This is a genomic window from Streptomyces sp. NPDC031121 (genome assembly GCF_055570615.1).
On record NZ_JBVIGV010000004.1, the window covers coordinates 290,874 to 305,815 of the forward strand.

At 73.4% G+C, this 14,942-nt stretch carries 11 protein-coding genes; 2 read left to right on the forward strand and 9 right to left on the reverse strand.

Annotated elements, in window-relative coordinates; all coding sequences use genetic code 11:
* Positions 1 to 95 precede the first annotated feature (95 nt).
* The 9 genes from ACZ462_RS09305 to ACZ462_RS09345 all read right to left on the reverse strand — a co-directional run bounded on the left by ACZ462_RS09305 (position 96) and on the right by ACZ462_RS09345 (position 11,558).
* Positions 96 to 1,340 (reverse strand): TIGR02679 family protein, encoded by a 1,245-nt coding sequence (locus tag ACZ462_RS09305; RefSeq protein ID WP_467804489.1) that lies wholly within the window; start codon positions 1,338 to 1,340, stop codon positions 96 to 98.
* On the reverse strand, positions 1,331 to 5,449 hold the full coding sequence (locus ACZ462_RS09310; RefSeq protein WP_467804490.1) for a TIGR02680 family protein: 4,119 nt from the start codon (positions 5,447 to 5,449) through the stop codon (positions 1,331 to 1,333). The genes ACZ462_RS09305 and ACZ462_RS09310 overlap by 10 nt, the downstream gene beginning before the upstream one ends.
* Entirely contained in the window at positions 5,446 to 6,681 is a 1,236-nt protein-coding gene (locus ACZ462_RS09315) for a TIGR02678 family protein (protein WP_467804491.1), read from the reverse strand. The genes ACZ462_RS09310 and ACZ462_RS09315 overlap by 4 nt, the downstream gene beginning before the upstream one ends.
* Entirely contained in the window at positions 6,678 to 8,240 is a 1,563-nt protein-coding gene (locus ACZ462_RS09320) for a TIGR02677 family protein (protein WP_467804492.1), read from the reverse strand. Before ACZ462_RS09320 ends, ACZ462_RS09315 begins: the two co-directional genes overlap by 4 nt.
* 271 nt (positions 8,241 to 8,511) lie before the next feature.
* A complete protein-coding gene (locus tag ACZ462_RS09325) occupies positions 8,512 to 8,877 on the reverse strand; it encodes a hypothetical protein (protein WP_467804494.1) in 366 nt (121 codons plus the stop codon).
* A gap of 366 nt (positions 8,878 to 9,243) precedes the next feature.
* Complete coding sequence (locus tag ACZ462_RS09330; RefSeq protein ID WP_467804495.1) at positions 9,244 to 9,558, reverse strand: PRC-barrel domain-containing protein; 315 nt, start codon at positions 9,556 to 9,558, stop codon at positions 9,244 to 9,246.
* Positions 9,545 to 9,946, reverse strand: coding sequence for a hypothetical protein (locus tag ACZ462_RS09335; protein ID WP_467804496.1), 402 nt, complete (start codon positions 9,944 to 9,946; stop codon positions 9,545 to 9,547). The genes ACZ462_RS09330 and ACZ462_RS09335 overlap by 14 nt, the downstream gene beginning before the upstream one ends.
* Positions 9,943 to 11,172 (reverse strand): NRAMP family divalent metal transporter, encoded by a 1,230-nt coding sequence (locus ACZ462_RS09340; RefSeq protein ID WP_467804497.1) that lies wholly within the window; start codon positions 11,170 to 11,172, stop codon positions 9,943 to 9,945. The genes ACZ462_RS09335 and ACZ462_RS09340 overlap by 4 nt, the downstream gene beginning before the upstream one ends.
* The gene (locus ACZ462_RS09345) at positions 11,169 to 11,558 is read right to left on the reverse strand and encodes a hypothetical protein (RefSeq protein WP_467804498.1); all 390 of its coding nucleotides are present in this window, start codon (positions 11,556 to 11,558) and stop codon (positions 11,169 to 11,171) included. The genes ACZ462_RS09340 and ACZ462_RS09345 overlap by 4 nt, the downstream gene beginning before the upstream one ends.
* Before the next feature lie 817 nt (positions 11,559 to 12,375).
* Between ACZ462_RS09345 and ACZ462_RS09350 the strand changes: the two genes are divergently transcribed.
* Complete coding sequence (locus tag ACZ462_RS09350; RefSeq protein WP_467804500.1) at positions 12,376 to 13,263, forward strand: YhjD/YihY/BrkB family envelope integrity protein; 888 nt, start codon at positions 12,376 to 12,378, stop codon at positions 13,261 to 13,263.
* A 219-nt stretch (positions 13,264 to 13,482) separates the two neighbouring features.
* Positions 13,483 to 14,325 carry an alpha/beta fold hydrolase gene (locus tag ACZ462_RS09355; RefSeq protein WP_467804501.1) on the forward strand — a complete coding sequence of 281 codons (843 nt, stop codon included), beginning with the start codon at positions 13,483 to 13,485 and terminating at the stop codon, positions 14,323 to 14,325.
* Positions 14,326 to 14,942: the final 617 nt, after the last annotated feature.

Sequence of the window (14,942 nt, forward strand, 5' to 3'; positions counted from 1 at the left end):
CGCCCTCAAGACACCGCAGCCCCCGCCGTTGTGACAGCATGTGACCCACCTCACTCACCACCTGCGGCAGCCCCCGCGCAGGGCCGGGGTGGGCGTCAGCGCGCCAGGTCGGGCAGGAGGGAGTCGAGGACCGACTCCTCTTCGAGACGGACGCCCAGCTCGGTCAGCGCCTCGGGGAGTCCCGGGGCCCACGGGGCCTGCGTCGGCCGGCCGGTGAGCGGCGGCCCTCCCCGCTGTGCGGACACGGCGGCACGGTAGTCGGCGGCCGTGTAGCGCCAGGGCTGCCAGGGGACACGGCGCAGCAGGGTGGAGGCGATGCGCAGCCCGCCCCAGTCGAAGTCTCCGTGGTAGAGGAGGGCGGTTCCGCGCTCGTGGAGGTGCCGGAGGAGGGTGACGGCCGCGGCGGAGGGCTGGCCCTGGAGGCAGACCAGCGGCCGGGAGTGCGGGCCGTGGGCGTCGGCCGCCGCCGCCAGTACGGCCGGGTTCTCACAGATCCGGACGGTGCCCGCGGCCGTGGGGAGCGGCCCGCGGACGAGTTGGCGCAGGGTGAGCACCGCCGGCTCGCCCGCGTCGGCCATCGCGTCCAGAGCGGGCGTGCCCCTCAGGTTCAGGGCGAGGACCGTCGAGGACAGCTCGTCACGGAGCAGGCCCGCCGACGCCCAGACCTCCCGCCGCCACTGACCGCCCGCCCCGTCGGGGAAGCCGGTCAGCGCGCGGATGCCCGAGAGGGTGACGGTGGCCAGCGGGAGGCCGTCGTCCAGTGCGTGGGCGCTGCCGAGCCGCCGGGCCGCGAAGGCGGGGAGCGAGACGGGCGGGTCGGCGGGGAGGGAGCCGAGGACGGCGGCCGCCTGGCCGAGGAGGTGCCGGGCCGCGGCGGGAGTGCCGGCGAGGCGGCGGACCAGGCCGTCGGCCCGGAGGCGGGCGGCCCAGGCCTGGAGCGCCGGGACCTGGTCCGCGAGGGCGTCGATGGAGGCGTACGCCTCCCGCCAGGCCCGGTCCTCGGCCGCGCGGGCCGGGCCGAGCGCGACGACCGGGCCGGTGAGCAGGGCCACCGCCGCGGCCAGGCCGTCCGGGCTTATTCCGGATCGCCGCAGTACGGCGTCCACCTCGTCGAGCCGGACGGTCAGCGAGCGGCCGCTGCCGGGAGACCGCCCCAGCAGCCTCTCCGCCGAGGCCCGCTGGGCCGGTGTGGGTGAGTCGATCGACACGGTTCCGGTGAGGGGCTGTTCCCGCTCCAGCCGCCTGCGCGCCCGGGCGACCAGCCAGTCGAGGTCGGGCCCGCCCAGCAGGCGGCGCAGCCGGGCCTCGTCGACCGGCGCGCCGGCGGCTGTCAGTTCCACAGTGCCTCCGGTGCGGCGGGCTGCGTCAGGGCGTCCGCGCGGTCGGGCTGCCGTACGGGGTCCTCGCGGCGGACGCGCCGGGTACCGTCCCACTCCCAGCGGGTGACGAGTACCGCCGCCACTTCGTCGATCCGGGAGAGCTGGGCGATGGCGATGCCGGGCACCTGCGGGTAGCAGGCCCATTCCCGTTCGCTGGTCATCACCACGTCGAGGTCGAACGCGTGCAGCAGACCGAGGCACTTGGCCCGCGAGTCGTCGTCCACGCCCGCGAACGCCTCGTCGAGGGTGACCAGGCGCGGCGCGTACGGGCTGCCGGCGCTCGCGTAGTGCGAGGAGGCCGCGGCGAACAGCGGTACGGACACGGCGAGGACGCGTTCGCCGCCGGAGGCGGGTCCGGTGGCGGGGACCCAGCGGCCGTGCTGGTGCCGCTCGACCCCGAACTCGTGCCAGGCGCGGTAGTCGAGCGCGGCGGTGAGGTGTTCGAGCCAGCTGCCGGAGGTGTCGTCGCTCTGCTGCCGGGCGATCTGCGCCTGGAGGAACTCGCCGACCGCCGTCCGGTCCTCCGGGGTCCAGGCGTCGGCGGACTGCCGCAGGCGCTCTCTGGCCGGGGCGAGGCCGGCGGGGGCCTTGCGGGAGGGCCGCCAGACCAGCCGGAGTTTCATCCCGGTGGAGGTGGGGCGGTCCTCCAGCTCGGCGTTCATGTCGCGCACCTGCCGTTCGGCGGCGGCGATGAGTTCCTGGAGGGTGCCCGCGACCTCGGTGATCAGGTGGGTTTCGAGGATCTCCCGTTCGTGGGCGGAGAGGATGCGGGTGAGTTCGCCGACCTCCGCGGTGAGTGCCCCGGCGAGTTCCGGTACGGCGCGCTCGCGGCCCTGGTAGACGATGTCGACGACCATGCCGTCCTCGACCATCCTGGCGGAGGCGGTGTGGCCGTGGCGGGACAGGGTGTCCTGCAGGGTCTTGAGTTCCTCGCTCAGCCTGCGCTGTACGCGCTCCCAGGCGCCGTCCGAGTCGTCGACCGACGCCAGAGCCGACTCGATGGCCCGGGCGAGCGTGATCGCCGGGGTGGCCGCCCACGGTCCTTCTCCGGCGGCCGGCACCGGCAGATCCGGCAGGGCCACGGTGATCAGGCCGGTGGCGGTGAACCGCTGGAGTCCCGCGATCGCCTCCGCGCGCGCCCGGGCCGCTTCGGCGAGGCCCTTCTCCAACTGCTCGATACGGCCTTCGGCCCTGCTGGCGTCCCGGTCCGCCTCGGCGTGGCGCCGCCGGGCGGTTCCCCGCTCGGCCTCGCACGCCCGCAGGGCATCGGCCGTCTCGGTGAGGCGCCGTTCGAGTTCGGCGACGGCCGCGCCGACGGTGGAGCGCAGGGTGGTGTGGCGTTCGTCCGCCGCGGCCGCCTCCTGCCCGGCCTCCTCGGCGCGCAGCGCGAGTTCGGCGGCCCGCTCCCCCGCCTGCCCGGCCTCGGCGCGTTCCTCCGCCACCTGGCGGGCCGCCTCGCCGCGTTCGCGCAGGGCGGGCCACAGGGCGGCCAGGGCCACGGCCAGGTGTCCGAGGGCGTGGCGCACTTCGGCGAGCCCGGCCCCGTCGGCGGGCAGCCCCAGTGCGGCCGCGGTCTCCGCGAGGTCGGCGGCGGCCCGTTCGGCCTGTCCGGCCGCCTCCCGGAGGTCCGCGGCGCGGCCTTCACGCCGCAGGCGGGCCCGGCGTACGGACTCGGCGGCGGCGGTCACCCGGGCGTGCGCCCGGGTGAGGGGGCCTTCGTCGGGTACGCCGGCCAGCTCGGTGTCGAGGGTGCGGCGGCGTGCGGCCACCGCCTCGGACCGGGCGGCGACCTCCTCCGACTCCTGCCGGAGTCGCGCGAGTTCGGCGTGCAGGGCGGCGAGCCGGGCCCGCCGCGCCGCCTCCCGCGCCCCGGCCCCGACGTACTCCGCGGCGGGCTTGGTCCACCGGCCCGTGAGCGCGCCGACGCGGAAGCGCCCGCCCGGCTCCACCCAGGTGCCGGCCCCGCCGTCGGCGGTCGCTCCGATGGCGGTGAGCAGGCGCGCCACCGTCTCCTCGCCCACCGCCGCGGCCCGTTCGTCACCGCTGTCGACGGCCGGGCGGAGCACGGTCGCGAGCGAGGGCCCGGCCGCCGGCCCGGCCGCAGGGGAGAGGAGTACGTCGCACCCGTCCGCGGCGAGGGCGGTGCCGTCGGGGAGCACCCATGCGTCCAGCAGTCCGGAGGCTTCCAAGGCCGCCTCCAGTCCCGCGCGCTCCCGCTCCGCGAGGTGGCCGTGGAAGTCGACCAGCCGCCACAGCGGTGCGCCGGGCATCCGCTCGCGCAGGCCAGGCGTGCGGGCCGGAGGGGGCTGGGGGCCGCGTCGGCCGCCCGCCTCCAAGGCGGTGATCTCCTCGCGGACCCGGCCGGTGCCCGCCGCCAGCTCCGCCGACCGGCGTGCCGCTTCGGCCGCCTGGTCTGCCAGCCGTGCCGAAGCGTCGCTGTGGGCGCGTGCCGCGTGCGCGCGCACCGGGTACGGCCCGTCGAGGTGCCGGGTCCACTCCTGGAGTCCGTCGAGCAGGCCGGCCTGGTCGGGGCAGGCCAGCTCGGTCCAGGCGCGCATGTGTTCCCGTACGCCGTCCAGCAGGGCCTGCCCCGCGCGCGCGGCGGCGTCTTCCGCACGGAACTGTTCGGCAGTCGCCTGGTCGAGGTCGGCGTCCGCCTCGTCGAGGCGGACGGATGCCTGGCGCCGCGCCTCGGCCGCGCGTCCGGCGGTCTCGGCGAGGTCCTCGACGTGGGCGAGCGCCCGGCGCCCGCGGTCGGTGGCCTCGTCGGCGGAGCGCCGCAGCGCGGCCTCGGGCAGTGCGCCGTCGTCGGGCAGGTCGACGCGGGCGGCCCCGGCCGCGTCCCGTGCCTGGCGGAAGGTGTCCTCGGCGATACGGCCGGCGGCGCGCAGCCGGTTCTCGGCCGCGCCGAGCCTTCCGAGGTGGCGGGTGTGCAGTTCCGCGGCCCGGTCCCGGTCCTCGCGGGCCCTGTCCAGGGCGCGGGCGGCCCGCTCCGTCTCCTTGCCCGCCTGCTCCAGCTCCCGGGCGCTGCGCATCTCGGGGCCCTCGCGCAGGGCCGCGTCCTGGGCCCGCAGGCGTGCCAGCCTCTCCTCCGTCGCGCCGATCCGTTCCTCCGCCGCGGCGCGGGCCTCCTGGGCGCGGGCCTGTTCGGCCTGCGCTTCGGCGAGGTCCCGCTGGAGGTGCTCGTAGCGGGAGTGCTCGCCGCGCGGGAGGCGGGCGCGCCGGCGGGTGGCGATCCGGGCGTAGCGCCGGTAGTGGTCCAGGAAGGCCGTGGCGGCCCGCTCGGCCGCGGAGGCCGCCGCCAGTTCCTCCTTCTCCTCGTCCAGGGAGCGGAAGGCTTCCGCCACGTCCGCGATCACGGCCTGGTCCATGGGCGGGAGGGCCTCGGTGAGGGCCCTGGAGAGGGCCGCCTCGTTGGGGCGCTTGGACAGCTGGGGCTGGCGCAACTGGATGAGCAGGTCGACGAGGGCGCCGTACCGCTGCTCGCCGAGGCCGAAGAGGGCCTCGTCGACGGCCCGGCGGTAGGTCTTGGCCTGGTCGTACACCATGCCGTGGCCGGCGACGGCCTCGGCGAGCCGGTCCCTGGACAGGGCGGTGCGGGTGGCGTCCAGCAGGCTGAGGGAGGTCGCGGCGGCCTCCGGGCCGTGGTCGACGCGCTGGCTGGTGAGCGCGTACCAGTGGCGTGCGATGCCGCGCCCGCTGACTGCCTTGAGCCCGCAGAGCAGTGTGCGGAAGTGCGGCTCGCCGCTGGTCTCGTCGCGCCTGCCGAACTCGATCCAGGTGTAGCCGAGCCGCTCGGAGTGCGGGTGCTCGCCGCCGAGGAGCAGGTTCCACTCCATGCGCTTGCCCGGGTCGCCGTCGGGTTCGACGCGGCGCGAGCCGAGGTCCCCGTCGAGCAGGAAGGGCAGGGTCAGGGCGAGCACCTTGGACTTGCCGGTGCCGTTGTTCCCGCGCAGGAGCAGGCGCCCGTCGTGGAAGTGGAACTCCTCCACGTCGTAGTGGAAGAGGTCGACGAGCCCGATGCGCAGGGGCTGCCAGCGGGAGCGCCGGGGGGCGGGGAGACGGGTCACGGGTTGCCGGCCTTTCGCTGCGCGGGCGTACGTGCGGTGCCCGGTTCGAGTACGACGGTCTCGCCGACCGCGTACCGGGCGAGGGCCGGGCGGGGCGCCACGCCCCGGGCGGTGCGGGAGACCAGCCCGAGGGCGGCGAGGCGGGCGACGGCCTGTTCCACCAGTTCGGCCTCCATGCCCGGCTCCCGCGCGGACTTGGACCAGAACCCCCCGTGCTCGGCGGCGAGTTCCCGGACCCGGAGGGCCAGCTCGTCGGCGGATGCGGGTCCTTGCGCCGCGGCCAGGTGCTCGGCGAGCAGCAGCGTGATGTGGCCGTGGGTCCCCTGCTCGGGCATCCGGATGTCGGTGAGGTCGTCGTCCGGGTCGACCATCGCGATGCCTTCGGCCCGCACCTCGGGTATGAGTCCGGTCAGCTCGGTGATGCGGGCGGTGAGGAAGCCCCGCTGCCGGGTGAGGTAGGCGAGTTCGGCGTCGGTCAGCTCGTCGTAGTAGAGCACCGGGTCGTCGAGGAGCCTGCGGGTCAGGGAGCGGCGCATCGCGCGGAAGCGCAGTTCGTCGCTGTCCAGGGCGGTCTCGGCGACGAGTTCGGCGAGGCGGTCGGCGAACGCTTCGGCGTGGACGGTGGAGGGGCCGCGGCGTGAGGCGAGCAGCCCGGCCAGCACCCGCCGTTCCACGTCGTACAGCACGTCGCCGGCTCCGCTGACGTACGCCTCCTCGTCGCCGGCGACCCGCCGCAGCACGCCGATGTCGAGCAGGAGCCGTACGACGGCGGCGAGGTCGAGGCGCTCGTCGCGGCGGTCCAGGGTGAAGTGGATGCCCGCCCGGGCGAGGTGGGGATCGGCGGCGTCGAGGACGACCTGGTCGGCCAGGCGGCCGAGCGCGATCTGGGCCTCGCCGCGTTCGAGCGCGGCGAGGGCGAGGCAGAGCAGGACGTAGCGGCGCCGGGTGAAGGGTGCGGCCGCGCGGGTCGCCTCGCGCGCCGGGTGGGTGGGGTCGGTGAGAGTGCCCGGGATCTTGTGCAGGCGCGCGGCCTCGGCGTCCGTGTGGAGGGCCCAGCCGGTGTTGCGGTCGAACCATGCGCGGAGTTCGGACGCGTGGCGGCGGACGAGGCGGAACTCGTCGGCGGTCCGGCCGCGGGCGAGCAGCAGGGGCTGCCGCAGCAGGGCGCGGGCCGCCTTGCGGAGGTCGGCGGCGTGCTGCCCGTCGAGGACCTCGGCGAGGGGAGTGCTCATGGCCTGTCGCCTTCCTCCGTCAGGTCGACTATCTCGATGAGGTGGTCGGGACCGCGGAAGACGCCCCCGGGCGTCCGGATCTCGGCGGTGCCGCCGTCGGCGAGCGCGGTGAGCCGGATCTCCATGGAGCCGTCGTTGCTGGTGGCCGTGGTGTGCCGCATGCCGGGCCGCCAGGTGGCCAGGGCGTCGCCGAGCAGCCGGAGGAAGAGCCCGAAGGAGGCGGGGTCGAGTTCGCCGAGGAGGGAGAGCCGGGTGGTCCCGTCGGTGACGAGCCGGGCGCGGGCCGCCGCGGTCTCGGCGGCCTGCTTGGCCGCCACCTCGGCGAGCCTGCGGCGCTGCCCGTCGCGGTCTTCCACGCGGCGCGGCTTGCCGCGCCGCTCGTAGCTGCCTGTGCGGCGCAACCGGGGGCTGATCCGCAGCGGCTCCGCTTCCGCCCACGGGGTGGCGGCGGGTACGGGCGCCGCCGCGCGGGCGGCGAGGGTGTCGGCGTCCACGGTGAGGTGCCGGGCCGGGTAGAGCCCGAACGCGGTGCGCCACAGCCGGTGCCGGGCCTCGTCGTCGGGGGCTTCGGCGAACCAGCGGGCGAGGGTCCGGAAGTCCGCGGACCGGTCGGAGCGCCCGGCCCTGCGCTCGTTCAGCGACCGTACGACGGCCAGCAGCTGGGGGATCGCGCCGAGGGCGCGGCCGCGCAGCAGCCTGGCCTGCGACTCCCGCCCGTCGCGGCTGATGAACCAGGCGGCGAGCCCGGTCCAGCGCCCGGCCCACCGCTCGTACGCCTGCCGCTCGGCGTGCTCCGCCTCCTCCGGCGCGGCGTCGGCGGCCTCGCGGCGGGCGGCGGCCCGCAGCAGCGGCTCGACGCTGCCGGCGGCCTCCAGCTCCAGGATCAGCCGGGCGATGCGTCCGCCGAGGGTGATCAGGTCCCGGATGAACCGCTCCAGGTACTGGATGAGCCGGTCCTTGTACGCGAGGAAGGCCTCCTCCTCGACGTCGTGGAGGTCGATGGTCCGCTGCAGGGACCCCATGAAGGCACGCGCGTTCTCGGCGAGGGCCGCGAACCGGCTGGCGAGCGCGTCAAGGGCCAGATGGACTTTGGCCTGATCCGGCTGTTCCCCGGTCGCCAGGACGAGGAGGGTCCGGAGCTGGGTGACGATGTCGTGGAGGGCGACGGCCTGCAGTGCGCCGCGCCGGCCGAGCGCCTCGTCGTAGACGCCCAGGGCTTCCTCGGCGGCCTCTCCGGCCCGGGTGAGCTGGTAGATGAACCGCTTCCGGTAGAAGTCCTCGACGGCGGTGACGCGGGCGGTGTCGGGATCGGCGCGCAGGTTGCCCCAGCCGACGAGGCTGTCCAACGCCTTGACCACCGCGTCGGGCTCGGCGGGCCGGGCCTCGGCAGGCAGGGCGGCGTACACGTCCTCGGGACGCAGATGGACGGCGAACCTCTCCTTGGCGCCGACGAACACCCGCATCACCTGGCGGTAGAGAGCCGTGTTCTGCACGGTGAGGTGGGCGAAGGGGCCGTACCCGTCCGGGTGGGGCTGCTGAGCGGCGGTGCTGGGGGTCATCGCCGGCCATTGTCCCGCAGCGGCCGGCCTCCGGGACAGGGATCGGCGCGGTTGGCTGATTCACACGGCCGACAGCCCGTCCGCCTCGGCCGGCGGATCATGCGGCGGGGGAAGTCGAACGTCCGGTACGCCCGCCGCCTGCGCCGTGTACCCCAGCGGCCTCAGCCGCCCAGGATCCGTCCCGGAGGCCCAGGCGCCTGAGCCTGCGCTGCCGCAGCCGCAGCCGCTCCGAGACGGCCGTGAGGCCGAAGACACCGCCCATGGCGTCGGTTCACCTTTCGGCGGACCGCCCGAGGCTCTTGATCTTCTCGAACGGATAGGCCCCCATGATCACCACGGCCAGGCCGTACAGGGCGAGGACCACCAGTCCCCGAGTGCCGACCGTTCGGTCACCGCCGCTCACGATGACCGTGCCGACCGGCACAAGCGGAGCGGCACTGAGCACCGCGGCCCCGGTGCACCAGAAGGCCACCAGGTCGTTCGCACGCTTCCTCAGCTCCGGGTCGGACTTCACCTCCGCAGGGACGTCGTACCCGTCGGAACGGTCACAGACCTTGCCCCGGTATCCGGTGACCGCGGCGAGCGAAGTCGCCATGCCCAGCAAGAGAAACAAGCCGAATATGAACGTGTAGGCCATGGTCCCCGGGATTCGTGCGGTGCCTGGCGGCGTCAGCGGACTGCCTGATGATAGAGGCGATCCCTGTGCTGACGGCTCGTGCGCGGACCCCTCCTGTCCATGGCACGACGACCGCCGCCAACGCCCTCGGCACCTCGCAGCCGCGACCAGGTGATGCAACTCCGTGAGGTGATCGACGCTGTTCCCGGCCCGTTGGGGCGCCCCCAGGACCTGACCCCGCTGAAGGAGCACCCCGCCTCGGTCGGCGGCTCCGACCAAGGCTGTGGCGTGTCTAGTCTCGAGGTGGTCTGCGGAGGACGAACCAGAGCAGGAGCCCGACCAGGGCGATGAGCTCGATCCAGGCGAAGAAGACGGGAAGGCCCACGGTCACGGCTGCCTCCCGTCTTGTCGGGAATCGCGGACGACAATCCGGCCGTCGTCGTGCGAGACGACACGTGACCACTCGATGGTCTGCCGCCGCCGGGCGACCCGGTGCGCCGCCTTGGCCAGCAGGGCGGGGCCGCGTACTTCCCCGGTGGCGTAGCCGAAGCGGTGAGTCAGCCCGGTGGCTCCCACGACGAGTGATCGAAGCTGCCAGCGGCCGCCACCCGGCGGGCGGACGCAGCGGATGTCGTGGACCTTCCCCAGGAGGCGTCCGCTCGCGTCGAAGACCCGGGCGTTGAGCAGGTCACTTGCCTTCACGGTGCGCCCCGGGGATCCGGCCGATGAAACGGCGGCTCAGCAGACGTTCCGCACGTCCCAGTCCGGGGAGCTTGTCGGCGCTCACGTCGAGCTTGACGGCTGGGCCGTACTCGCGCACGCGCGCGATGGGCACTTCCACGGGTGTGGCACCGCCGGCGAGTCGGCCGGCGACAGCCGTCCACGACCGCCCCAGCCGGCCGCCGAGGCGCTGCCCGAAGGCTCGCTGCCCGATCTGCAAGGCGACCAGCAGGGGCGGGGAACCGTCCTCGGGCGCGTCGAAGCGCAGGTCGTCGACCTTGCCGATCAGTGTGTCGTCGCTGTCGAGGACTTGCCGGTCGAGGAGGTCGAGGCCGATATCGAGGCCGGTGTCGAAACTGTCCGTGGTCATGCGCCTGCCTTCGTCGCGATCAGGAGGGGGAAGGCCGCCACGGCACCGGCGGTCACGATGACGAGGTAGATCGTGCCCAGGGTGTTGCTCACGCGCCCGTTGACGCGGTCTCCGAGGTAGCGCCGGTCGTTGGCGATGACGAGGATCGGCAGGAACGTCAACGGCAGGACGACGGCGGCGAGGTAGACGGCGTAGATGGTGACCGTGATGGGGTTGACGGTGGTCAGGGCGGCCGCGGCCGCGCCGAGGAGTGTGAGCAGCAGCAGGGTGTGGAAGCGTGCGGCCTTGGCGGGCTGGGTCTCCTTGCCCCAGGTCCAGCCGAAGTGGTGGGCGACGGTGTAGCCGGAGGACAGCAGCGTCTCCAGCGTCGCGCCGAAGACCGAACCGACGATGCCGAGGATGGCGAGCGCGAAGCCCACCTGGCCGAAGGCCATGACGACGGGCAGGACGGTCTGGCTCAGGTGCTCGACCTGGATACCGGCCGGCTGGAGAACCAGGTAGGCCGCGGCCTGGATGCCGATGGCGAGGATGCCGCCCACGGGATAGCCCATCCAGGCGTTCACCCGCACTTCGAGCAGGTTGCGGGGGCTCCAGCGGTGCTCCACGGCGCCGGAGGAGAAGAAGAACACCTCGTACGGGTTCATCTGCGCGCCGAGGAGGACGAGGGCGTAGAAGAAGTACGTGGCACGCCCCTCGCCGTGCGGCACCACCGGGTGGGTGGCGTCGTGCCACATGGCGCCCCAGTCGGGGCCGAACCACCACACGGCGGCGACGAAGACGAACAGCGCCAGGCCCACCAGGCCGTACAGCCGCTCCATGTAGGGGAACGGCAGCCGCCACACCACCAGCCAGGCGAGGAAGGCGACCGGCGGAACCCACAGCAGGTAGTGGATGTCGGCCAGCAGCTCGATCGCGAGGGCGACGCCGCACAGCTCCGCGATCACCGCGAGCGCGTTGACCAGGTAGGAGGCGATCACGGTGACCAGCCCCATGCGCGGGCCGGTGCGTTCCCGGATCAGGTCGAAGACGGTGCGGCCGGTGACGACGGCGATCCGGCCGGCCATCTCCGAGTACAGGGCGATGCCCACGACCGCGACGACGGTCACCCATGCCAGACCGAGGCCGAAACGGGCGCCGACCAGTGCGTCGGTGACGAGGTCGCCGATGTCCATGAACCCGCCCATGGCGGTGAACACACCGAGCAGCAGCGACATGACGCGCTTCACGTCGGTACCAGCTCCTCGAAGCGCCGAAGGCGTTCCGACAGCCGGGGCAGGGGGCGGGCGACATGCGGCAGGTCCTGCAAACGCCCTTGGCGGGCGGTGATCCGCAACCGGCCCAGCACACTCCGGCTCTCGTCGAGCAGGGGGATCACGTCGTCGCGCAACGCGGTCGCCTGCCGGGTCGGCGGCTGAATCGAGCCGAACTGCGTGCTGACACTGCCCACCGCCCCTTCCAGCTGCGACAGCGTCCGAGAGGTGTACGGCCCGGGAGACTTGCCCCGGCCCGCGGCACCGACCAGCAGGCGAGCCGTCTCGATCGACGAGCGAACCGCCTGCGCCGAGTTCGCCGCCTTCTCCCGGTAATCCTCATCGGTACGCGAGGAGCTCACGCAGCCGGCCAACAGCAGAACGGCCAGCGCACCGGCCGCCGCACATGCGGCTGCCCCTGCCGGCTGCCGCACTCCGCGCGGCAGCGACCCCTGCGTGGGCGGCGACCCCGGAACCGGCGCCTCCACTGCCCACCTCCCTCGCCGACTTCCCCTGACGCCTACGAGGGTGGGACAGACGCGGCATCACGTTACGGATGCAGACCTTCACGGCGTGTCACCGCCCGCCGCCTGCCGCCTGCCGCCCGGAACACGGTCTGGCTAAAACAAGCTGGAGGAAACCACAGGTCGGACGCCCAGGCCGGGCAAACCGGACAAGACTTTCTCTGTGCGTTACGGGCAGAGTGGGCGGTATGCGCAGTGCGCTGACGCTTCTTCCCGGCCTCCGATGGGCATCTCGGGTGACCGGGCGCGACATCGTGGGAAGCAGCGCCGCACGTCCGCCTCGGCCTCGTCGCAGGACCGTGTTCCCGGCGGGGAAACGGGGTAGCTGCCAGAACAGCCCCATCCGGAAGAACCGCTCACACCGGGAACCGCAAGGAAGTATCAAGGCATGGGGGCGACAGGCCGCTGAACTCCACGTCATGCGGCACGCGCCATGGCGGGTGATCACCGACAAGCATCACCTGCCCCGGGGCGGCGATGAACGCCCTTCTCATTCGAGCGGGTGATGTGGTGGCCCTGGCTGTGCCGACGCTGCGCGGCGATGTGATTGCCCGGTCAAGGACCCGGTGGTCGATCCCGAGACCTGCCGGATCCGGGCCTTCACGCTCAGCGGGCGGGGAGTGTTGTCGGGGCCGCCGGCGAAGGTGGTCAGAACGTGGCATCGTCGATCCTGCGTCTGGGACGTGACCTTCGGCAATCCCTCTCGCGCGCGGCAGGGAGAGCCGACGGCGTGGGGCTGCTGAGTCGTTCACTGGTCTTCGCCGCTGTGGGCTTCCTCGCCTTCGTACCGCTGATCATGGTCATTGCCGCGGCCGACCCCGCTCGCGCAGCCGGGTTCGGGCGGTGGCTCGCGACAGCGCTGAGCGCCTCTGAATCGGCCGAGCGGGAGATTCTGGAGCTGTTTGCGCAGCCCCGCCGTGTGTTGCGAGAGGCCACGGCCTTCAGCCTGGCGGCTCTTTGCGTCTTCGGCCTGACGTTCGCAGCACATGTGCGGCAGGGATACGAGGCGATGTGGGCAATGAGCCGCGGCCACAGACAAGCTTCCTGGCCCGGGCGGCTGAGGGACCTCACGCGCTACACGGCGTGGCTCACCTTGGTCATCGGCTACCTACTCCTGCTCACCAACAGTCCTCTGCACCGCGCCGGCGCGGCTTCCTCACTGACGGGTACATCGGCCGCGCTTCTCGTCACCCTCCTGTTCGCCTGGTCGTCCCAGAAGATCCTCCTTGGCCGGCAGCCCGGATGGAGAGCGCTGCTGCCGGGAGCCGTCGCGACCACCCTGGGTCTTGTGGGCCTACGCCTCTTCGCCCAGCTGGTCTTCTCGCCTCTGATCGTGTCGCAGGCAGCCGCGTACGGGTCCGTCGGAGTAGTGGTGATCGTCCAGTCCTGGCTGGTGGGCGTGGGCTTCGTCCTGTACGGCGGTGCCTTTACCGGAAGGGTCGTCCATGAGTGGTCGGGCGCCCGGGCCCACCGGCGGAGACGTTCCCGGCGCGGAGAGCCGTCCGCCCGGGAATCCGCGAGTGGGCGCGGCCGGGAGGGGTAGTCGCCGTGTGTGGCCGGCGGCCCTCCCGAGCGCATGCGCGGGGGCGTCGCCCGCCGGATCCCCACTCGTGCCGGGGGCCTGGTTCCGGCCTGTCGGCGGTGCATCGAGCCGGTGCGGTGATCGAGGGGGTGAGCGGGCGGGCGATGAGTTTTCCCGGCGGCGAGAGTCCTCCTTCCGTCACCGCGATCGCGGACGACCACTCAGGGAAGGACGACCGCCATGCCCGCCAACCACACCCTCACCGTCCCGGGCGCACGCCTGTATTACGAAGTCCGCGGCGCGGGACCGCTGTTGCTCGTCATGGGTGCGCCGATGGCCGCGCAGGAGTTCGTACCGCTGGCTGATGCGCTCGCGAGCGACTACACCGTCGTCACTCACGACCCGCGGGGCATCTCGGGCAGCGTCCTCGACGATCCTGAGCAGGACTCCACGCCCGACTTGCGGGCGGATGACGTTGCCGCTCTCCTGGATGCCCTCGGAGCCGAGTCCGCGGATGTGTTCGGCAGCAGTGGTGGTGCAGTGACGGGGCTGGCGCTGGTCGCGCGGCATCCTGGGCGGGTACGCACGCTTGTCGCGCATGAGCCTCCCCTGCTGGAGCTGCTCCCCGATGTTGCTCAGCAGCGCGCCGCAACCGACGACATCATCGAGACCTTCCACCGGGAGGGGGTAGGGGCGGCGTGGGTGAAGTTCATGGCCAACGCCGGATTCGGCGTCGGCGACGGCGCGGACGATGGCCCCACTCCGCCGCCGGGGGAGCCCTCGGAGCAGGACCTGGCCAACAGCGCCCGCTTCTTCGCCCATGAGCTGCGGGGCACCGCCCGCTACGTGCCTGACATCCCCGCGCTCGCGGGCGGGCCGACCCGTGTCGTCGTCGGCGTCGGCGCCGCCTCGGCCGGCCTTCTCACGTACCCGACCTCCACGGCACTGGCCGAACTGCTCGGCACAGCGCCGGTCGAGTTCCCCGGTGACCACGGCGGCTTCCTCGGTCAGCCCAAGGAGTTCGCCGAGACGCTCCGGCAGGTGCTGAGGGGCGAGGGAGCGAACGGTCCGTTCACACGCTAGGACTCCGCACCGTCCGCGTGCGGCATCTGTAGATCGCGATCCCGCTGGTGGGGCCCGGTGCGGCCACCGCTGACCGCCGCGCGGCGAGCTCTCCGTTCAGCTGGATGTCCGGGTACCCGGACATCCAGCTGAACGACATGACCCACGGTGCCGGGCTGGCGCTTCCCTTGACCGAGTGCTGCACGAGCAGCGCCGGCGCGCCCGGCCAGAGCGTTTCGGCTGGACGCTCCCAGATCCACAACCTCCCCCGCAGGCTCCCGGCCTGCCGGCCCGGCAGATCCCCGATTCGTTTTCCATGATAACTTTCATCACGGAATAGCACCGAAAAATACGTGAGCAAGGCCATCGAACCCCATCGGCGGGCACACGGCGCGGCACACCGAGGCCCTGCACCGTACGCACTGCCCAACGGCAGGATGACCCGGAGGAAGATCAAACCGGAAGGCGAGGATGCCGGCCCCGTGCCCACCTTCCGGAGGGGGCGGCGCGCCTTCGGCGGAGTGAGAAGGCAGACCGTTGCGACTACCGACTTCCCAGGAGTGCACATGACCGTCCGTCCTCCGACCGGAGGGAACCGTGTCTGATCTTGATCGGGGCCGGCGGACTCGGCCCCCGCA